13 protein-coding genes and 1 pseudogene are annotated in these 19,577 nt (G+C 61.2%); 1 reads left to right on the forward strand and 13 read right to left on the reverse strand.

Annotation, left to right across the window (positions count from 1 at the left end; genetic code table 11):
* Window positions 1–21: 21 nt before the first annotated feature.
* The 13 genes and pseudogenes from AB4O40_RS20575 to gcbA all read right to left on the reverse strand — a co-directional run bounded on the left by AB4O40_RS20575 (window position 22) and on the right by gcbA (window position 18,022).
* Window positions 22–2,799, reverse strand: coding sequence for a hybrid sensor histidine kinase/response regulator (locus AB4O40_RS20575; RefSeq protein ID WP_056725303.1), 2,778 nt, complete (start codon window positions 2,797–2,799; stop codon window positions 22–24).
* Between the two features lie 100 nt (window positions 2,800–2,899).
* The gene (gene purD / locus AB4O40_RS20580) at window positions 2,900–4,195 is read right to left on the reverse strand and encodes a phosphoribosylamine--glycine ligase (protein WP_056725301.1); all 1,296 of its coding nucleotides are present in this window, start codon (window positions 4,193–4,195) and stop codon (window positions 2,900–2,902) included.
* A 189-nt stretch (window positions 4,196–4,384) separates the two neighbouring features.
* On the reverse strand, window positions 4,385–5,992 hold the full coding sequence (gene purH, locus AB4O40_RS20585; protein WP_056725299.1) for a bifunctional phosphoribosylaminoimidazolecarboxamide formyltransferase/IMP cyclohydrolase: 1,608 nt from the start codon (window positions 5,990–5,992) through the stop codon (window positions 4,385–4,387).
* 82 nt (window positions 5,993–6,074) lie between these two features.
* The gene (gene fis / locus AB4O40_RS20590) at window positions 6,075–6,395 is read right to left on the reverse strand and encodes a DNA-binding transcriptional regulator Fis (RefSeq protein WP_015093301.1); all 321 of its coding nucleotides are present in this window, start codon (window positions 6,393–6,395) and stop codon (window positions 6,075–6,077) included.
* Window positions 6,392–7,403: pseudogene (gene dusB, locus AB4O40_RS20595) on the reverse strand (tRNA dihydrouridine synthase DusB). Before dusB ends, fis begins: the two are co-directional and overlap by 4 nt.
* 184 nt (window positions 7,404–7,587) lie before the next feature.
* Window positions 7,588–8,832 (reverse strand): DUF3426 domain-containing protein, encoded by a 1,245-nt coding sequence (locus tag AB4O40_RS20600; RefSeq protein ID WP_460154588.1) that lies wholly within the window; start codon window positions 8,830–8,832, stop codon window positions 7,588–7,590.
* 30 nt (window positions 8,833–8,862) lie between these two features.
* Window positions 8,863–9,741 carry a 50S ribosomal protein L11 methyltransferase gene (gene prmA / locus AB4O40_RS20605; RefSeq protein ID WP_460053532.1) on the reverse strand — a complete coding sequence of 293 codons (879 nt, stop codon included), beginning with the start codon at window positions 9,739–9,741 and terminating at the stop codon, window positions 8,863–8,865.
* 230 nt (window positions 9,742–9,971) lie between these two features.
* Window positions 9,972–11,330: an acetyl-CoA carboxylase biotin carboxylase subunit gene (gene accC / locus AB4O40_RS20610; RefSeq protein ID WP_056725293.1), complete on the reverse strand. Its 1,359-nt coding sequence runs from the start codon at window positions 11,328–11,330 to the stop codon at window positions 9,972–9,974.
* Between the two features lie 17 nt (window positions 11,331–11,347).
* The gene (gene accB / locus AB4O40_RS20615) at window positions 11,348–11,812 is read right to left on the reverse strand and encodes an acetyl-CoA carboxylase biotin carboxyl carrier protein (RefSeq protein ID WP_056725291.1); all 465 of its coding nucleotides are present in this window, start codon (window positions 11,810–11,812) and stop codon (window positions 11,348–11,350) included.
* Between the two features lie 48 nt (window positions 11,813–11,860).
* Window positions 11,861–12,313, reverse strand: a complete 453-nt coding sequence (gene aroQ / locus AB4O40_RS20620; RefSeq protein WP_460053531.1) for a type II 3-dehydroquinate dehydratase — start codon at window positions 12,311–12,313, stop codon at window positions 11,861–11,863.
* A 132-nt stretch (window positions 12,314–12,445) separates the two neighbouring features.
* Complete coding sequence (locus tag AB4O40_RS20625; RefSeq protein WP_223541705.1) at window positions 12,446–14,191, reverse strand: protein-disulfide reductase DsbD; 1,746 nt, start codon at window positions 14,189–14,191, stop codon at window positions 12,446–12,448.
* Between the two features lie 161 nt (window positions 14,192–14,352).
* The gene (locus AB4O40_RS20630; protein WP_223541704.1) at window positions 14,353–16,299 is read right to left on the reverse strand and encodes a methyl-accepting chemotaxis protein; all 1,947 of its coding nucleotides are present in this window, start codon (window positions 16,297–16,299) and stop codon (window positions 14,353–14,355) included.
* A gap of 52 nt (window positions 16,300–16,351) precedes the next feature.
* Complete coding sequence (gene gcbA / locus AB4O40_RS20635; RefSeq protein WP_056725282.1) at window positions 16,352–18,022, reverse strand: diguanylate cyclase GcbA; 1,671 nt, start codon at window positions 18,020–18,022, stop codon at window positions 16,352–16,354.
* Between the two features lie 486 nt (window positions 18,023–18,508).
* On the opposite strand from gcbA, the gene AB4O40_RS20640 reads away from it, so the two are divergent.
* On the forward strand, window positions 18,509–19,576 hold the full coding sequence (locus tag AB4O40_RS20640; protein ID WP_046039967.1) for a DUF2333 family protein: 1,068 nt from the start codon (window positions 18,509–18,511) through the stop codon (window positions 19,574–19,576).
* The last annotated feature ends 1 nt before the right edge of the window (window position 19,577 follow it).

The raw sequence follows: 19,577 nt of genomic DNA on the forward strand, positions 1-19,577 counted from the left end.
GGGGTTGCGCAGTCTGTCGGCTCAGGACGTTTGGGTTGTTGCGCGATTGTGCTGGTCACGCTGGGCGACCCAGTGCTCGATCAATTCACGCAGCTGCGACAGTTCCACCGGCTTGGCCATATGTCCGTCCATGCCGGCCTGGCGTGCACGCTCTTTGTGTTCGGCCAGGATATGGGCAGTCAATGCCACCACGGGGGTACGGACCCGCTGATTGCCGACTTCCCAGGCACGCAATTGCTGGGTGGCCGAGAAGCCGTCGAGGATCGGCATTTCACAGTCCATCAGCACCAGGTCGTAACGTTGGGCCTTCATTGCCTGTAGGGCCTCTTCGCCGTTGCAGGCGGTATCCGGTTGCAGGTTGAGCTTGCTCAGCATGCCGCGGATCACCTTGGTCGAGATGCTGTTGTCTTCGGCCACCAGGATGCGGAAGTCGCTGGGGACCTTGACCGGTAGTGCCGGGCCGTTTGGCAGTGGTTGCGTGACGACCAGGCCTTTGTTGCGTTGGGTCAGCTCGTCGGCCAGGGTGGTCTTGAGGGTGTAGCCGGCCACCGGTTTGGCGAGGATGCGCTTGATCCCGGAGTTGCGCGCGATGATCTTGCTCGGCGCATTGCTGATGCCGGTGAGCATGATCAACAGGATGTCATGGTTCAGGCTGGGGTCTTCCTTGATCTTGGCCGCCAGTTGCATGCCGGTCATGCCGGGCATGTTCTGGTCCAGCAGGACCACATCGAAGTAATCGCGCAAGTGAGCCTTGGTGCGCAGAAGGGCCAGCGCCTCCTTGCCGGAAGACGCGGCGCTGACGTTCAGGCCCCAGGCGCTGCACTGCTGCACCAGCACCTTGCGGCAGGTGTCATTGTCGTCCACCACCAATACCCGCGCACCCTGCAGCGGGCCGTCGAGGTCGGAGGTCGGGTGCTCGAGACGATCCGGGTCCAGCGGCAGGGTCAGCCACAGGGTGCTGCCCTGGTTGTTGCCGCTCTTGATCCCGAATTCCCCCTGCATCAAGCGGATCAGCTGGCGGGCAATTACCAGCCCCAGGTTGCCGCCCAACTGGGTGGCTGAAAGAAAATGCCGGCTGTGCAGTTCGGCGTGCATCAGGGCGTCGCGTTCTTCGGCGTCCATGGGCTCGCCGCTGTCCTGCACGGCGATACGCAGGCGTGGTTTGGTGTTGCGCTCGTCGAGCGCAACGACGATCAGGATTTCGCCTTCATCGGTTTTTTTCAGGGCGTTTTCAAGCAGGCTCAACAGCGTCTGGCGCAAGCGTGTCGGGTCACCGCTGATCACCCGGGGCACTTGCGGCTGGATGAAGCTGATCAACTCGACGTTTTGCTGCTCGGCCTTGGCGCGGAAGATGCTCAGGCAATCCTCGATCAGTGCATTGAGGTCGAACTGCACATCGTCCAGTTCGATCTGTCCGGACTCGAGTTTGGAGATGTCGAGAATTTCGTTGATCAGTGTCAGCAGCTCGTTGCCAGCGCTGTGGATCGTCTGCACATAGTCGCGTTGCTTGACCGATAGCGGTGTGCCCAGCAGTAGCTCGGTCATGCCGAGGACGCCGTTCATCGGAGTGCGGATCTCATGGCTGATCTTCGCCAGGAACTCGGCCTTGGCGTTGATCTCGGCGTTGCTGGCTGCCAGGTCACGACTGATGCTGAAGCGGTCTTCGGTGATGCGGCGCTGGCGCTCGCTCAACGCAATGCTCATCAACAGGCCACTGATGCAGATGAACACCAGCAAGATGGTGATCAGGCCATGGGGTTCGACCAGGGTCAACCCCAACAGGGCGGGCAGGATGACCAGTGTCCCGAGGTTGAACACCACCATGGCTGCCACGAAGAGGCGAGCCGGGCGATAACCTTTTTGCCAGTGATAGGCGCTGATGAACAGCATGCTCAGGCCTGCCAGCGCTACCAGGCCGTAGGTAATGAAGTTCAGCGGCAAGGTATTGACGAACAGCAGCATCAGGCCGCAGGCGGTGATGAGCAGGATCTCGCCAAGCAGCAACCGGTTCAGCGGATGCGGCCCGAGCGGGGCGAAGAAACGATAGGCAAGCATCAGGCCGCAGGGCGCAGTCATTATCAATGCCAGGTAAGCCCCCGGCGTTTGCAGTGCATGCCAGTCCGGCAGCCAGGGACCGGCCAGGTTCAGCAACAACAGCAGGCTGAGCATCAATAACCCTTCGCACGTCGCCAACCAGAGGGCGCTGCGCGAGCGGGTGTAGGTGTAGCGGATGAGGTTGTGCAGGATCAGCATGGCGATGCAACCGAACAACAGGCCATAGATCAGGGTCTGGTTCTGGTTGGCGGCCGAGAGGATCGCCGATTGCAGGGTGATATAGGGCCGTAACTGGTGGTCGGAGGCCAGTCGCAGGTACACGTCGAGGGGGTTGTCGCTTTGCGGCAGGGCCAGCATGAAGTCGCTGCTGGGCAATGGTCGCTCGGATTGGGGGCGTTCGTTGCCCGTGCTGGATTGATCGATCAGCTTGTCGCCGTCCAGAACGTACATGTTGAACTGGCGCAGGTCAGGCGCGAACACGCGCAGCAACTGTTCGTGTTTGCCCGGTGCAAGCCTGAATCGCAACCATAGCGCGCCATCGGGTTCGGCTGCGGTAAGGCGGTCGAGTTCGATAGGGCTGAATTGATTGGTGTAGCGTGCGGAACGGATGTCGCTCAGTTGCAGGTCGCCCTGTTCGTCGAGCAATACCGCCCAGCCACTGCCTTGCGCGGCCTGGGCCGGAAGCATGCAGAGCAAGGTCAGCAAAGTGACGGTCAAGCTTATGGCAATCCTGAGCCAGCGCACGGCGAAATCCCTTCGTTAGGTTGATGCCAGAATATAACGATGCGCGGCGCCGGAATAGCCAGGCAATAAACGGTGTTCATTGCCTGGCGCGGTGCATACCTTATTCCTGATTTTCGCCACGCTCGCGGGCAATGGCGCGGTAGCCAATGTCCTTGCGATAGAAGCAGCCTTCCCAGTCAATCGAAGCCGCCAGCTTGTAGGCCTGCTGCTGTGCAGCATCGACGCTGGCACCCATGGCCGTGGCGCAAAGCACCCGACCACCGGCCGTTACGACTTGACCGTCCTTGAGCGCAGTACCGGCGTGGAAGACTTTGCCTTCCAGTGCTGCCGCTGCGTCCAGGCCATTGATGGCCGCGCCTTTGGTGTAGTCGCCAGGATAGCCGCCGGCGGCCAGCACGATGCCGACGCTCGGGCGTGGATCCCATTGTGCTTCGACCTTGTCCAGCGCCTGGGCCAGAGCGGCCTCGACCAGCAGCACCAGGCTCGACTGCAGGCGCAGCATCACCGGTTGGGTCTCAGGGTCGCCGAAGCGGCAGTTGAATTCGATGACTTTTGGGTTACCAGCCTTGTCGATCATCAGACCGGCGTACAGGAAACCAGTGTAGACGTTGCCCTCCTCGGCCATGCCGCGCACGGTCGGCCAGATCACCAGGTCCATGACGCGCTTGTGCACTTCGGCGGTAACCACCGGCGCCGGGGAGTAAGCACCCATGCCACCAGTGTTTGGACCGGTGTCGCCGTCGCCGACGCGTTTGTGGTCCTGGCTGGTGGCCATCGGCAGCACGTTCTTGCCGTCGACCATCACGATGAAACTGGCTTCTTCGCCGTCCAGGAACTCTTCGATGACCACGCGCGAACCCGCATCGCCAAAGGCATTGCCGGCCAGCATGTCGCGCACGGCGTCTTCGGCTTCGGCCAGGGTCATGGCGACGATCACGCCTTTACCGGCGGCCAGGCCATCGGCCTTGATCACGATCGGAGCGCCTTTTTCACGCAGGTAAGCCAGGGCCGGCTCGATCTCGGTGAAGTTCTGGTAGTCGGCAGTCGGGATCTTGTGGCGCGCCAGGAAGTCCTTGGTGAAGGCTTTCGAACCTTCCAGCTGCGCAGCGCCAGCGGTCGGACCGAAGCAATCCAGGCCACGGCTGCGAAACAGGTCCACAACACCGGCAACCAGCGGCACTTCAGGGCCAACGATGGTCAGGGAAACGTTTTTCTCGGCAAAGTCTGCCAGTTGCTCAAGCGCCAGTACGTCGATGGCGACGTTCTCGCACTTGGCTTCGATGGCGGTACCGGCGTTGCCCGGAGCCACGAATACCTTCTGCACGCGCGGATCCTGAGCCACTTTCCAGGCCAGGGCGTGTTCACGGCCACCGCTGCCAATGATCAAAACATTCATTTCAAAAACCTCGGATGACGCTAATTCTGTTTTAGAACCTAAAGCGCTTTACGCCTTAGGAGGTTGCAATGACGCCGGTAGATGCAAGGCGGAGCCCACCTCGATGAGCGGAGTTGCCTTTTGGCAATGAGCATCATCGAGGTGGGCTCCAACGCAGCAGATGCCGGCGTCAGTGCGACCGTTGCCGTATTAGTGACGGAAGTGGCGCATGCCGGTGAACACCATCGCGATGCCGGCTTCGTCGGCAGCAGCAATCACTTCAGCATCACGCATCGAGCCGCCTGGCTGGATCACGGCAGTCACGCCCGCCTTGGCCGCATTGTCCAGACCGTCGCGGAACGGGAAGAAAGCGTCGGAAGCCATCACCGAACCGGCTACCTGCAAGCCAGCGTGCTCAGCCTTGATGGCAGCAATACGCGCGGAGTTCACACGGCTCATCTGACCGGCGCCGACACCGATGGTCTGGCGATTCTTGGCGTAGACGATGGCGTTGGACTTAACGTACTTGGCGACTTTCCAGGCGAAGATCAGGTCGTGGATCTCTTGCTCGGTCGGGGCGCGCCTGGTCACGACTTTCAGGTCGTCGGCGCCGATCATGCCGATGTCGCGGCTCTGTACCAGCAGGCCACCGTTGACGCGCTTGTAATCCCAGGCAGCAGCGCGGTCAGCCGACCACTCGCCGCAGGCCAGCAGGCGCACGTTGGCTTTGGCGGCGACGATGGCGCGGGCCTCTTCGCTGACGCTTGGGGCAATGATCACTTCGACGAACTGACGCTCGACGATGGCCTTGGCGGTCTCGGCGTCGAGCTCGCGGTTGAAGGCGATGATGCCGCCGAACGCGGATTCGGTGTCGGTAGCGTAGGCCAGGTCGTAGGCCTTGCGGATGCCGCCTTCGGCATCAGGGCTGACAGCCACGCCGCACGGGTTGGCGTGCTTGACGATCACGCAGGCTGGCTTGACGAAGCTCTTCACGCATTCCAGCGCAGCGTCGGTGTCGGCCACGTTGTTGTACGACAGTTCCTTGCCTTGCAGTTGGGTCGCGGTGGCGATGCCCACTTCGGCAGGTTTGGCTTCAACGTAGAACGCCGCGCTCTGGTGCGGGTTCTCGCCGTAGCGCATTTCCTGGGCCTTGATGAACTGGCTGTTGAAGGTGCGCGGGAACTCGCTGCGACCGGAGGTCGAGAGGGTTTCAGCCGCCTGGTTCACGGTGCCCATGTAGTTGGCGATCATGCCGTCGTAGGCGGCGGTGTGCTCGAATGCCTTGAGCATCAGGTCGAAACGCTGAGCGTAGGTCAGGCCGCCGGCCTTGAGGTTTTCCAGGACGCTGGCGTAGTCGCCGGCATTGACCACGATGGCCACGTCTTTATGGTTTTTTGCTGCCGAACGGACCATGGTCGGGCCGCCGATGTCGATGTTCTCGATGGCGGTCGGCAGGTCGCAGCCTGGCTTGTTGATGGTGGCTTCGAACGGGTACAGGTTGACCGCAACCAGGTCGATCGGCTTGATGCCATGCTCGTTCATGATGGCGTCGTCGATGCCGCGACGACCGAGGATCCCGCCGTGGATTTTCGGGTGCAGGGTCTTCACCCGGCCGTCCATCATTTCGGCAAAACCTGTGTAGTCCGCGACTTCCACTGCGGCAACGCCGTTGTCCTGCAGCAGCTTGAACGTCCCGCCGGTGGAGAGGATCTCGACGCCCAGGGCTTCAAGCTCCTTGGCGAATTCGAGGATCCCGGTCTTGTCGGAAACGCTGATCAAGGCGCGGCGGATCGGCAGGCGGGTAGTCTGGTCGGTCATCTCAATTTCCATCAAAAGCAAAGGAAGTCAGCAAAAAAGGCGACCGGTTTTACGCGGGCGCCTTTCTGGTTTGATTGAATGCTTACAACAAATCGTACTGCTTGAGTTTCTTGCGCAGCGTGCCCCGGTTAAGCCCGAGCATCTCGCTGGCCTTGGTCTGGTTGCCCTTGACGTAGTTCATCACGCACTCGAGCAGGGGAGCCTCGACTTCGGAGAGCACCAGGTTGTACACATCCGTGACGGCAGCGCCCTCAAGGTGGGCGAAATAATTGTGCAGCGCCTTCTCGACACTCCCGCGAAGGGTCTGGCCTTCTTCGCTTGGCGTATTGAGGTGCTGTTTCAAATTCACGTTGTCGCTCACGGGTGTTGTTCCACTCACTAAAGTCTCGGTCATCATCGTCATGCGGCCACCCACTCTCCGTCCCCTGTCAGGCTCTTGTAACGCTCGGCGAAAAATCCCCGAACGTTGGCGCATTGTGCATCCGTACCATCCAAACGATTGAAGTGGGCGCGAAACTCCCTGGCGCCCGGCAGGGTTGCGAGATACCAGCCCACATGCTTTCGAGCAATGCGCACGCCCATGACATCACCATAGAAGGCGTGCAGGGCAGCCAGATGCTCTAGCAGAATGCGTTCCACCTCGATCAGTTCCAGCGCCGGGAGCTTCTCGCCGGTGCGCAGGAAATGGTCGATCTCGCGAAAAATCCATGGCCGCCCCCTGGGCAGCCCGGCCAATCAACAGGCCATCGGCACCGGTCGCGTCGAGCACGTACCGGGCTTTTTCCGGCGAATCGATATCGCCATTGGCGAAGACCGGAATCGACACCGCCTGCTTGATCGCGGCAATGGTGTCGTACTCGGCAACACCTGTGTACAGGTCGGCACGGGTGCGGCCATGCACCGCCAGCGCCGTAATGCCTGCCTGTTCGGCGATCTTTGCCACCGTCAGGCCGTTCTTGTTGTCCCGGTCCCAACCGGTCCGGATCTTCAGGGTAACCGGCACATCGACCGCAGCCACGACGGCCTGCAGGATCTCGGTTACCAGGGGTTCATCCTTCAACAGCGCGGAACCGGCCGCCTTGTTACAGACTTTTTTTGCCGGACAGCCCATGTTGATATCAATGATCTGTGCACCCATTTCAACGTTGGCACGGGCGGCGTCCGCCAGCATCTGCGCGTCCCCACCGGCGATCTGTACCGAGCGAGGCTCGGGATCACCTTCGTGGATCATGCGCATGCGCGACTTGCGGGTGTTCCACAAACTCATGTCGCTGGTGACCATTTCCGAGACGACCAGTCCCGCGCCCAAGCGCTTGCACAGCTGACGAAAGGGCTGGTCGGTGACTCCCGCCATGGGGGCGAGAATCAAGCTGTTATGTAATGTGTATGGGCCGATGCGTACCGCCGACATAGGACTTCCCTGTTGTGGGGCCGGATCATGAGAGTTCGAAAAAGGGTTGGCATGATACCCGCTCTCGATGACTGGATAAAGGCTGAATTGAACAAATTCTGAACAGTTATTCTGTTATTACCCGTGGTTTGGTTCGCCTGGGGCAGTCAGAAAGCCGACGTGAATCCGGGAGCAATGAAGCGTTTCACTCCGGAGAGTGAAAGCTCAGACTGTAGTTCACGGCCTTGGCACCTGGGTCGAGAATGTCCAGGGCGATGTGGATCGGCGTTTGCGGAGGCATTTCCGCCATGCCTTCGAGATCGCCATTGAGGTACTCTCCAGGCTTGAAGCGACGACTGGCGATCAGATGGCCATTGAGGTCGGCGAAGCGCAGCTCCAGCAACGGGAAGGGCTGGGAGAAGGGCGCGCGGTTATAGATGATCGCATCGACCACCAGGGCACCATTGAACTCGGGATGACTACGTACCACCAGGTTGCTGCTTTTGATCTTCGCGATGTCGACTTTGGAAGGCACGGTGCAGCCGATTTGCGGGCACAGTTGCTGGAACCACGGGCGATATTGATCCTGTCGCGCCAGTTCGTCGAAATGGTAGGCAATGTACTGGCCGGCGAGGGCGCCAGCGGCAATCAGCACCAGCAGCAGCCAGAACAGGCGTCGGCCCCAGGGCGAGCGGCGTTTTTGCCAGTCCAGTTGCAGCGGGTCGTCGGTCAGGTCTTGCAGCACTTCGGCACGCACGCCCGGTTCGCTGCGTTCGCGTCGCTTGCGCAGCGGTTCGATCGAAGGCAAGTTGTCGTCGATTTCCCTCTCGTCGGCGGCCGACAGGCGTTCGTGGTTCAGCGGTGCATCGAGAGGGTCGTGCAGTCGCAAATGAGGTGGCAGCGATTCTTCGTCGAGATCAACCGGTTCCAGGGACAGCGAAGGTTCGGTGCGCGAGGCTTTGCTCGGTTCGACCGTCGGCTCTGGCGTTTCAAGGCTGTCGAGCGGTTCGTCGAGTTGCGCACGATCGGCCGCCGACTCACTGAACAGGCTGTCGGACCACGGCTCCTCGTCATCCTGCCCGGTGCTGTCGCGACGGGCACTCAGCGAGTCGTCGCGATGGCGGCCGAGTTCGGTGGTCGGCTGGATTTCCCGCTGCTCGAGCCGGGCGAGCTCTTCGTCGAGGTCGAGACTGTCCAGGTCCAGTTCGGTCGCGCTCCATTGCTTTTGGCTGATGGCGCGCGGTGGAGATGGCTCAAGGGGCTCCTCAGGCTGCACGGGCGTCGTGACCGGTGATTCCTTGCCGGACTGCTCAAGCAACTGCCTGGCGGCATTGAACACCTGCAGGCAGGAGCCGCAACGAACCACCCCGCGAGCCACGCTCAACTGGGCATGGCTGACGCGGAAGCTGGTTTGGCAATGCGGGCACTGGGTGACGAAGCTGTCGGTCATGCGGCGATCCGGATTATGCAGGCGCTCATTCTAGCGCCGACGGCCAGTGATGCGCACCCAGCCATCGCGATTGGCGATCGGGTCCAGATCGAAGTCCTTGGTGTAGGCGGCAGCGACTTCATCGCCCTGTTCGGCGAGGATGCCCGACAGCGCCAGGCGACCGCCCGACTTGACCAGGCCCGACAGCTGTGGCGCCAGGGACACCAGCGGACCGGCGAGAATGTTGGCCACCAGCACGTCGGCCTGCACCTGCGGCAGGTCTTGCGGCAGATACAATGGAAACAGTTCATCGGCGATACCGTTGCGCCCGGCGTTGTCGCGGGAGGCTTCCAGCGCCTGCACGTCGATATCGGTGCCGACGGCTTCCCCGGCGCCCAGCAACAGTGCGGCAATCGCCAGAATCCCCGAGCCGCAACCGAAGTCCAGCACGTTGCAGTCTTTGAGGTCCTGACCGTCGAGCCATTCCAGGCACAGTGCGGTGGTCGGGTGGGTGCCGGTGCCGAACGCCAGGCCCGGGTCCAGCAGCAAATTCACGGCGTCAGGTTCTGGTGCGGCATGCCAGCTCGGCACGATCCACAGGCGCTGGCCGAAACGCATTGGCTGGAAACCATCCATCCAGCTGCGTTCCCAGTCCTGGTCTTCGATCACTTCGCTGTGGTGCTCGGGTAGCGGGCTGCCGGTCAGCAGTTCCAGATGGGCCAATACCGGGCCTGGCTCGGTGCCACCTTCGAACAGGGCCAGCAGGTGCGTGTGCGACCACAGCGGCGTGGTGTTGAGTTCCGGCTCGAAGATCGGCTGATCTTCGGCGTCCATGAAGGTCACCGACACGGCGCCCACTTCAAGGAAAGCGTCTTCATAGGTTTCGGCTTGTTCTGGGCTGATGGCGAGACGTACTTGCAGCCAAGGCATGGCGGGCACCTTTGAAAAATATTGATTGCAGCCTGGCGGGCTGCGAGAAGGACGCAAGTTTACGCGAGCGCGGGGCAGAAGACGACTATAGGGGTGAAGCAAAAAGATCGCAGCCTGCGGCAGCTCCTACAGGGGAACGCATTTCAAATGTAGGAGCTGCCGAAGGCTGCGATCTTTTGAACTTAAACAACAAAGCCGCCCGAAGGCGGCTTTGTCGATGGGGTCGAAGCTTAGTGCTTCTCGCCAGCCAGCTTGTGCTCGAGGTAGTGAATGTTCACGCCCCCTTTGCAGAAGCCTTCGTCGCGGGTCAGGTCGCGGTGCAGCGGGATGTTGGTCTTGATCCCGTCGACCACGATCTCGTCCAGCGCATTGCGCATGCGCGCCATGGCTTCGTCACGGGTTGCCCCGTAGGTGATCAGCTTGCCGATCAACGAGTCGTAGTTCGGCGGAACGGCATAACCACTGTACAGGTGCGAGTCGACGCGAACGCCGTTGCCGCCTGGGGCGTGGAAATGCTTGACCGTGCCCGGGCTCGGCATGAAGGTTTTCGGGTCTTCGGCGTTGATCCGGCATTCCAGCGCGTGCCCGCGGATGACCACGTCATCCTGGGTGAACGACAGCTTGTTGCCGGCGGCGATGCTCAGCATCTCCTTGACGATGTCGATGCCGGTGACCATTTCCGAAACCGGGTGCTCTACCTGGACACGAGTGTTCATCTCGATGAAGTAGAAGCGACCGTTTTCGTACAGGAACTCGAAAGTGCCAGCGCCCCGGTAGCCGATGTCGATGCAAGCCTTGACGCAGCGTGCGAGTACTTCCTCACGTGCGTTTTCGTCGATGCCCGGTGCCGGCGCTTCTTCGAGAACCTTCTGGTGACGGCGTTGCAGCGAGCAGTCGCGGTCGCCCAGATGGATAGCCTGGCCCTGGCCATCGGAAAGGACCTGGACTTCCACGTGACGCGGGTTGGTCAGGAATTTTTCCAGATAGACCATCGGGTTGCCGAACGCCGCGCCAGCTTCGGTACGGGTCAGTTTCGCGAAGGAGATCAGGTCTTCTTCTTTATGCACAACGCGCATGCCGCGACCACCGCCGCCGCCAGCGGCCTTGATGATCACCGGGTAACCGACTTCGCGACCAATGCGCAGAGCGGTTTCTTCGTCTTCCGGCAGCGGGCCGTCAGAGCCCGGAACAGTCGGAACGCCGGCAGCGATCATGGCGTGCTTGGCCGATACCTTGTCGCCCATCAGGCGAATGGTTTCGGCTTTCGGGCCAATGAACGCGAAGCCGGAGTTCTCGACCTGCTCGGCGAAGTCGGCGTTTTCCGCAAGGAAGCCGTAGCCCGGGTGAATGGCGGTAGCGCCAGTCACTTCGGCCGCGGCAATGATTGCCGGAATGTGCAGGTAGGAGTGGGCGGCCGATGCCGGACCGATGCAGACGGATTCGTCTGCCAGGCCCAGGTGCATCAGTTCCTTGTCGGCCTTGGAGTAAACGGCGACGGTCTTGATGCCCATCTCTTTGCAGGCGCGCAGGATCCGCAGGGCGATCTCACCGCGGTTGGCGATCAGAACTTTTTCCAACTTCGCAGTCATCAAAGGCTCTCCGCGGTTCAAACGATGGTGAACAGCGGTTGGTCGTACTCAACCGGCTGGCCGTCTTCGACGAGGATGGATTCGATCACACCGCTGGTTTCAGCTTCGATGTGGTTCATCATCTTCATGGCTTCAACGATGCACAGGGTGTCGCCTTTCTTCACGGTCTGGCCGACTTCGACGAAGGACGGCGAGCTTGGCGAAGACTTGCGATAGAAAGTACCGACCATCGGCGAACGGGCAACGGTGCCGTTCAGTGCTGGCGCGGCGGCGGCAACAGGTGCGGCAGCGGCAGCCGGAGCGGCGGCAGCGACAGGCGCGGGGGCCGGAGCGTGCATTGGAGCTGGCGCGTAGTACTGCTGAGCCGGGGTCTTGCTATGACGGCTGATGCGTACGGACTCTTCGCCTTCCTTGATCTCGAGCTCGTCGATGCCGGACTCTTCCAGCAATTCGATCAGTTTCTTAACTTTACGGATATCCATGAATCATCAACTCCCAAGGGTCGGTCAGGGGCGTTTAACGCTTGTTGTTCAAGCTGTTGCCTGTATTTGAAGCTGCTCTAGGGCGGCCTCCAGGGCCAGTCGATAACCGCTGGCGCCAAGGCCGCAGATCACTCCCACCGCTACGTCGGAGAAGTAAGAGTGATGGCGGAAAAGTTCGCGTTTGTGCACGTTAGACAAATGCACTTCGATGAATGGGATGCTCACCGCCAGCAGCGCGTCACGTAATGCGACACTTGTATGTGTAAAAGCTGCTGGGTTGATCAGAATGAAGTCCACGCCTTCGCTGCGGGCAGCGTGGATGCGGTCGATCAATTCGTACTCGGCGTTGCTTTGCAGGTGCAGCAAATGGTGACCGCCTTCGCGGGCACGGCGTTCCAGGTCCTGGTTGATCTGAGCCAGCGTCGTGGCGCCATAGGTGCCCGGTTCACGAGTGCCGAGCAGGTTCAGGTTGGGTCCGTGCAGAACGAGTAACGTCGCCATCGGCGGTTCCTATGTTATCTGTGAGCAATTGTCAGAACCCGGCGACTATGCCGCAAAGCCTTTGTGACTGTCCAGTTCTCTGCAATAGCCAGCACGATGACCGATGTTTGCGCGAAATATATGACTGCTTGATTAAATTTGGTCATTCGCCCTGGCAACACGTTCGGCGAAGTCCCTGGCGTTGATCTCGCCGATCACCCGAACATCGGCGCGTTCGACACCGTCCTTGCCAAAAAACATCAGGGCCGGTGGCCCGAACAACTGGTAACGGTCGAGCAGGGCGCGTTGCTCGGCGTTGCTGGCGGTGATGTCGAAGCGAATAAGCCGGTAGCCCTTGAGGCGTTCGATGACGACAGGGTCGTCCAGCACCTCACGCTCGATGACTTTGCAGCTTATGCACCAGTCGGCGTACCAGTCGAGCAGCAGCGGTGTGCCGGATGCGCGTGCGTCGGCGAGTGCTCGGTCCAGATCGGCCGGCGTGCTGACGGTTTGCCAGGTGCTGGCGTTTTGCGCGGGGCCGTTGTTGGCAACGATACGGGGCTGGCCGATCGGGTTGAGCGGGTCGGTCTGGCCGCTGAAGGCGCCGTACCAGCAGGCCAGTGCGTAAAACAGCAGGAACATGCCGAGCAATTGGCCCAGGCGTTTGCGCGGTGGTTTATAGACGAACTCCAGCGCTCCCATGAACAGGCCGACGCCGCCGGCCAGCAAACCGATGAGCAACAAGGTGACCTGACCCGGCAAGACGCGGCTGAGCAGGCCAACGGCCAACCCGAGCAATAACACGCCAATCGCGTTTTTCACGTAGACCAGCCACGGACCGCTTTTCGGCAGCCAGGCTGCGCCACCGGTGGCCACCAGCAACAGCGGCGCGCCCATGCCGAGGCCGAGCATGAACAGTTTCAAGCCGCCGCCCAAGGCATCGCCACTGGCGCTGATGTACAGCAGCGCGCCGGCCAATGGCGCCGAAACACAGGGTGAGACCAGCAAGCTGGAGACCACGCCCAACACTGCGGCGCCCCACAATGACCCGCCTTCGGTGCGGCCGGCGATGCGGTCCAGGCGACTGCTGATGGCGTGCGGCAACTTGAGCTCGAACACGCCGAACATTGCCAGGGCAAACACGGCGAAAAACATCGCGAACGGCACCAACACCCAGGCCGACTGCAGTCGCGCCTGCAGATTGAGTTGGGCACCGAACAGGCCCATCAGGGCTCCGAGCAGGGCAAAGCAGGCGGCCATTGGCAGCACATAGGCCAGCGACAGATTGAAGCCGCGCCAGCCACCGACCTGACCGCGCAGTACCACGCCGGACAGGATCGGCAGCATGGGCAGCACGCATGGCGTGAACGTCAGGCCCAGGCCCGCGAGGAAAAACAGCGCCAGTTCGCGCCAGCTCCATGGATAAACCGTCGCCGGAGCGCCGCTGCCGTCGATGCTCAGGCGCTCGGTTTCCGGTGGATAGCACAGGCCTTTGTCGGCGCATCCCTGATAGGTCACGACTAGGGTGAAGGCGCGTTGGTCGGTGCGCGGCAACTCGACGTCGAGAATGCCGTGATAGACCTCGACATCGCCGAAGTATTCATCGTGCTTTTTCTGACCGTCGGGCAGTTTCGCCGCTCCGAGGGCGACATCGGCCGGATCGGCGCGAAATTGAAAGCGGTGGCGGTAGAGGTAATAACCTTCGGTGGCGACGAAACGCAGCTTTATCGATTGCGGCGTGCTCTCTACCAGGCTCAGCCGGAAAGCTTCGCGCACCGGCAGGAAGTCGGCGCTGTTGTTGATCGAGCCCAAGGTGGAGTTGGGTCGGTTCTCCAGCAAGCCAGTGGCGCTGGCCGGCAGGGCGAACACTAAAAACAGCAGGCAAAGCAAACGGCGCATGACGATCTCGCGTATCGGAATTGGGGGGATGATAGCTGAGAGAGCATGGTCACATCGAACTGCGTAGGAGCTGCCGAAGGCTGCGATCTTTTGATCTTGCTCTTGAGAGGCAAAGTCAAAAGATCGCAGCCTTCGGCAGCTCCTACAGTGAAAGCGATTTATCAGACGCGAAAAGCCTGAACGGCCGTATGTAATCGCCCACCCAGCACCAGCAAATTCTCCCCTTGCTCACGCCCTTGGCCAATGCGCAGCAGGTTATCCCCGCCCAGCTGGTGAATCCGCTCACTGTGGTCCCGGATTTCGCTGACAGCGCCGCTTTGCTGGGCGGTGACATCAGCAATGCGTACCGCCGTGGCGGAAATGGTCTGGATCGCCCCCACGATCTTATCCAGTGCCCCATCCGCGGCCTGGGCCTGGCCGGCGGTCGCTTCGGCATGTGCGACCTGGGCGCGCATGCCTTCCACCGATTGCCGCGCGGCGGTTTGCAGTCCTGCGATCAGCGTCTGGATTTCTGCCGTGGCCCCGGCGGTACGTTGCGCCAGTGAGCGCACCTCTTCGGCCACCACTGCAAAGCCTCGGCCCATTTCCCCGGCCCGGGCCGCCTCGATGGCGGCGTTCAAGGCCAGCAGGTTGGTCTGGTCGGCAATCGAGCGGATTACCGTCAGCACGCCGCCGATGGTGGCCGACTCTTCAGCCAGGTGTTCAATCATTTGCGCATTGCCTTGCACTTCATCCACCAGCGCATGCAGACCCGTGAGGCTCAGGCCGATGACTTTCTGTCCGTGCTCCACGGCCAGGCCGGCGTGGCGGCTGGCGTCGGCGGCCTGGCTGGCATCGCCGGCGACTTGTTGAATGGTCGCTTCCAGTTCGCTGAGGGAGTCACGGATCAGTGCCGTGTCACCGGCCTGATGCTCGGCACCGTCGTGCAGGTCGTTGCTCAGGTCGGCCAGGGTGCGGCTGCTGTCGGCCACCTGCTCGGCGTTGCGGCGAATGGTCCCCACCAGGTCCACCAGATAGGCGCGCAAGCGGTTGAGGGAGGCTTCAATGTCATGCAATTCGCGGTTGGTGCTGCCCAGTTGAATGTCGCGGCTGAAGTCGCCTTCGGCCCAGGTCGAGAGGGCCGGGGCGAGGTTGGTCAGGGTTCGGGCGAGTTTGCGCTGCAGGGTGTCGATCAGCAGGGCGATCAACAGAATCAAGCCGATCATCACGCCTTGCATCACCCGCACTTCACCCTGGATCTGCCCGTGCTGGGCGCGTACTACCGGTTCCAGCCCGGCAATGGCCTGTTGCACGTCGGCGATTTTCAGGTGGGTCGCCGCGCTGAGGTCGGCGCGCTTCTGGATTTGATCGCGGGTGCGCGAAAGCTCGGCCGGGTAGCGGGTGAGCAGGCTGTTGAGCTCACGCTTGAGGCCCACGCCGGCATCTTCGGCAACGGTTTTTTCCGTGTTCTCAAGGCCCATCATCGAGGCGAAATCGTCGGTGTTCGATTCGCTGCTGGTGGCTACGCCGAGCAAAGGCAGGGCGTCCAGTTTTTCAGCCTGGGTGCGGATGTTGGTCACTTCGCGTTCGACATCGGAGGCCAGTTCACTGCGGCCGCTGCTGACCAGTTTGTCACGGGCCAGGGACAATTTGCCCAGGTGTTGCGATGCGGTGAGCAGCGGCGTCAGGTAAGCCGCATTGCCGCTGGCGTACTGGCTGAGTTGATCGAGACTGGCGCCCAGTTCCCGCTCGGCCTGCAGCAGCAAGGCCTGCGGATCGCCTGCCAGCTTGCCGGCGGCCAGCAGGTCGGTCTTGCTGAATTCTTCAAGGGTCCAAAGGCTTGGGCGTAACGCCTCGGCCAGGGCCGGTGGCAATTCGCCGAGTTCTTTTTGCAGGCTGTCGATGCCTTGAGCGGCAGTGCTCAGGCGCAACGCGTCGCCGCTGCCCAGGTAATCCTCGACACTGCGGACGACGTCATTGTGAAATTGCTGCGACAGGCCCAGGTAGCGCTCCATTAATAGATACGGACGCTCAAGGGCTTTCTGCGACCACCACAGCGTAGCGCCGAGGGCCACGCACACGGCCACCAGAAGGAGGGTATTGAGATTGGTCAGCAGCTTCAGGCGCATCACGGACTACCAACGGCAGAAATGGTAAGCGCCTGAAGTTATTGCGTTTCTGTTACAGGCTTATGACCGTATCGGTCGATTCCGATAAAAAAGTGGCACTTTGCTTTGATGTCCGGGCCGCCTGGACGCGATTGCGTCCGCCGTGTTTGGCGCGGTACAGCGCTTCGTCCGCCTGGCTGGCCATCATCAGGCTGTCGGAGCTTTCGCAAAGCTCAACCACTCCGGCGCTGAAGGTGCACCACAGATCCTCGGGTTGCGCGGGGTAGTGAATCTCGGCAAAGCGCTGACGGATTTCATCGAGCACGTTGTAGGCCGCTTCGATATCGGTGTCCGGCATGACGATGGCGAATTCTTCGCCACCGTAGCGGCCGATGAAGTCGGTTTTGCGCAGGCGTTGCTTGAGAAACAGCGCCAGGCTCTTGATCACCCGGTCGCCCATGGGGTGGCCGTGGCTGTCGTTGACCCGTTTGAAGTGGTCGATGTCGAGCATGGCAAAGCTCAGCGGCTTGCTTTCGCGGCGGGCGCGGAACGAGCAGTCTTCGAGCAATTGCAGGATGTGCGTGTGGTTGTACAACCCGGTGAGGCTGTCGCGGACCATCCGTGCCTTGAGGTTGCGTGCCCGGGCCGCACGATTGCGCACGGTGGTGATCAGGTGCCGGGGCTTGATCGGTTTGGTCAGGAAGTCATCGCCGCCTTCGCTCATGGCGTCGAGTTGTTTGTCCAGGTCGTCTTCGGCTGACAGGTAAATGATCGGCACGCTGACGTAACGGTCGTTATGGCGAATGACCTTGGCCAGTTCCGTACCGGTGCAGGCCGGCATGTACATGTCGAGGATGATCAGGTCCGGCTGGAAATCCGCCAGTTCGGCCATCGCCTGGATTGGCTCGATCAAGGTGCGGGTGACGATCCCTGCGCTGTTGAGCAAGCGCTCGGTGTGCAAGGCCTGGGCGCGGGAGTCGTCGATGATCAGTACTTTATAAGGCTCGTACTGGGCGACGCAGGTCAGGACCTCGATCTTCTCCAGCAGGCTCGACGCTTCGAGGGTGCCGGTGAGGAATTCCTGGCCGCCGGCGCGCACGGCTGCCAGGCGGGTCGGAGTGTCGGTTTCGTGCAGGCTGAAGAACAGCAGTGGCAGTTGATGATCGAGGCCTTCCTGGGCTTCGGCGGCCAGTTTCAGGCCGACGCCGGTGCCACTGAAGTCCACGTCCATGACAATCGCCGCCGGCAGGCGCTCGACCATCGATGAGCGAAACGCGTCTACGCTGTCCAGGGACTGGGCGCTGAGGCCGAAGAATTCCAGTTGCTTGGCCAGGCGCTCGGCACGGTCGTGATCCTGCAGCATCACGTAGATGGGCTTGCGCAGCGGCGGCAGGAAGGTTTGATCGAGTTGGTCGCCATGGCGCAGGCCGGTGCGTGACAGGCGCTGCATCAAGCGATTGAGATCGGTGATCAGGCCGCTGCTCAGGCGTCCGCGATTGGCGTCGACTGCCTCAAGGGACTGACCGATGTAGCGTGCCAGTTGCGTGTGTTCCGGTTGTTCGAAGCGCTCGGCGAAACGCAGCAGGCGCAGATTGGCCTCGCTCAGTTCCGAAAGGTCGGCGGTGGACCACTCACTGCGTTGCAGGCGCTGCCATATCTCAAGAATCTGACGAGCCTGATGAATTACCCGCTGGGCAAAGTGGTGCTTGAGGCGCTCGCGGCTGGGATCTTCTGGCTCGGTCATATCCTGACTACTAGTTAGGGTGCACACTGAGGTCGAGTGGTGGCTCTATGCTAGCACCACTTATCCATTGCATGAGTGCTGTACGTCAATAATCTGCAATGTGACTTCATTCAGTTTGTGACTGGTCGGTCTTGTTCGAGTCTTTCAAGTCGCGGTTCGCAAGGGGCATAGTGCTTGAATCAGGGCACTTGGCGGGTGCGGGGCGGAAATGGGCGAGCAGCTGACAACTGGTCATTGATGATTTTTTACCGGTGCTGATCGGTCCGGTTTTTTGAATTTCAGAGGGTCGGGGATTCCCTTAGGGTGGCAATCCAAACCATTAGGGGGGATTTCGATGGTCGCGACGTCGTCGGCTGCACAGGTACTCCTTTGATCTGCAAGCCCGGTAATTTTTCGTATCGGTGCGATGGCGGGTGCCGGGCCAAGGCACGTTGTTGTATGGTTGTGGTCGAACCGTTGAACTCAAGAGCTTGAAAGGAAATCGCCATGCTGGACTGGAAGAACCGCACAGACAGTGCGCCTGAACGTGCCGCTGAACCGAAGTCGGAGACCCGCAGTTATCTGGGTGGTCTGTTGTTCAGCCGGGCGCTGGCCACTCTGCTGGGCATCTACCTGTTGGTGGCGAGTGTCCTGGGCTGGTACTGGAGCCAGGAGCCGGCGCTGTTCCCGGTCCAGCAAACCGCGCAACTGGCGGCCGAGAAAGAAGGCAAGCAGATGGTCGTCGGCTACACCACGGTGGAAACCCTCAAGACCGTCGCCGGCACCTTGCTGACCAAGCCAGGCGGCTATATTTCCAACGACCGATTCCCGCCAGGCCTGTGGATGGACAACATGCCGAGCTGGGAATATGGCGTGCTGGTGCAGGTCCGTGACCTGAGCCGGGCACTGCGTAAAGACTTCGCCCGTTCGCAGTCGCAGTCGGCTGAAGACGCTGACCTGGCCAAGGCCGAGCCGCGTTTCAACTTCGACAACAAGAGCTGGGTGCTGCCATCCAGTGAGTCCGAGTACCAGGAAGGCATTAATTCCCTGAGCCGCTATCAGGCGCGCCTGTCCGATCCAAACCAGAAGAGCGCGTTGTTCTATGCCCGCGCCGACAACCTGAACAACTGGCTGGGTGACGTCGGCACCCGTCTGGGCTCGCTGTCGCAACGGCTGTCGGCCAGTGTGGGCCGGGTCAAGCTCAACACTGCGCTGAAAACCGAGGTGGTGACGCCGGGTGTGGCGCCGCAAGTCGATGAGGAAATCGTCGAAACCCCATGGCTGCAGATCGACAACGTGTTCTACGAAGCTCGCGGCCAGGCCTGGGCCTTGTCGCACTTGTTGCGCGCCATCGAAGTCGACTTCGCCGATGTGCTGGCCAAGAAGAACGCCACGGTCAGCGTGCGCCAGATCATTCGTGAACTGGAAGCGTCGCAGGAGCCGGTGTGGAGCCCGATGATCCTCAACGGCAGCGGCTTCGGCGTATTGGCCAACCACTCGCTGGTCATGGCCAACTACATTTCCCGGGCCAACGCCGCGGTGATCGATTTGCGCCAATTGCTCAATCAGGGCTGAG

Source organism: Pseudomonas sp. S2_F07 (assembly GCF_054668325.1).

Bases quoted from the DNA above. Each gene is read 5' to 3' on its own strand.
- accB (WP_056725291.1), bottom strand. From the start codon at position 11,812: ATGGATATCCGTAAAGTTAAGAAACTGATCGAATTGCTGGAAGAGTCC.
- AB4O40_RS20600 (WP_460154588.1), bottom strand. From the start codon at position 8,832: ATGACCGACAGCTTCGTCACCCAGTGCCCGCATTGCCAAACCAGCTTC.
- accC (WP_056725293.1), bottom strand. From the start codon at position 11,330: ATGACTGCGAAGTTGGAAAAAGTTCTGATCGCCAACCGCGGTGAGATC.
- AB4O40_RS20630 (WP_223541704.1), bottom strand. From the start codon at position 16,299: ATGCGCCTGAAGCTGCTGACCAATCTCAATACCCTCCTTCTGGTGGCC.
- fis (WP_015093301.1), bottom strand. From the start codon at position 6,395: ATGACGATGATGACCGAGACTTTAGTGAGTGGAACAACACCCGTGAGC.
- gcbA (WP_056725282.1), bottom strand. From the start codon at position 18,022: ATGACCGAGCCAGAAGATCCCAGCCGCGAGCGCCTCAAGCACCACTTT.
- aroQ (WP_460053531.1), bottom strand. From the start codon at position 12,313: ATGGCGACGTTACTCGTTCTGCACGGACCCAACCTGAACCTGCTCGGC.
- prmA (WP_460053532.1), bottom strand. From the start codon at position 9,741: ATGCCTTGGCTGCAAGTACGTCTCGCCATCAGCCCAGAACAAGCCGAA.
- purH (WP_056725299.1), bottom strand. From the start codon at position 5,992: ATGACCGACCAGACTACCCGCCTGCCGATCCGCCGCGCCTTGATCAGC.
- AB4O40_RS20625 (WP_223541705.1), bottom strand. From the start codon at position 14,191: ATGCGCCGTTTGCTTTGCCTGCTGTTTTTAGTGTTCGCCCTGCCGGCC.
- purD (WP_056725301.1), bottom strand. From the start codon at position 4,195: ATGAATGTTTTGATCATTGGCAGCGGTGGCCGTGAACACGCCCTGGCC.
- AB4O40_RS20640 (WP_046039967.1), top strand. From the start codon at position 18,509: ATGCTGGACTGGAAGAACCGCACAGACAGTGCGCCTGAACGTGCCGCT.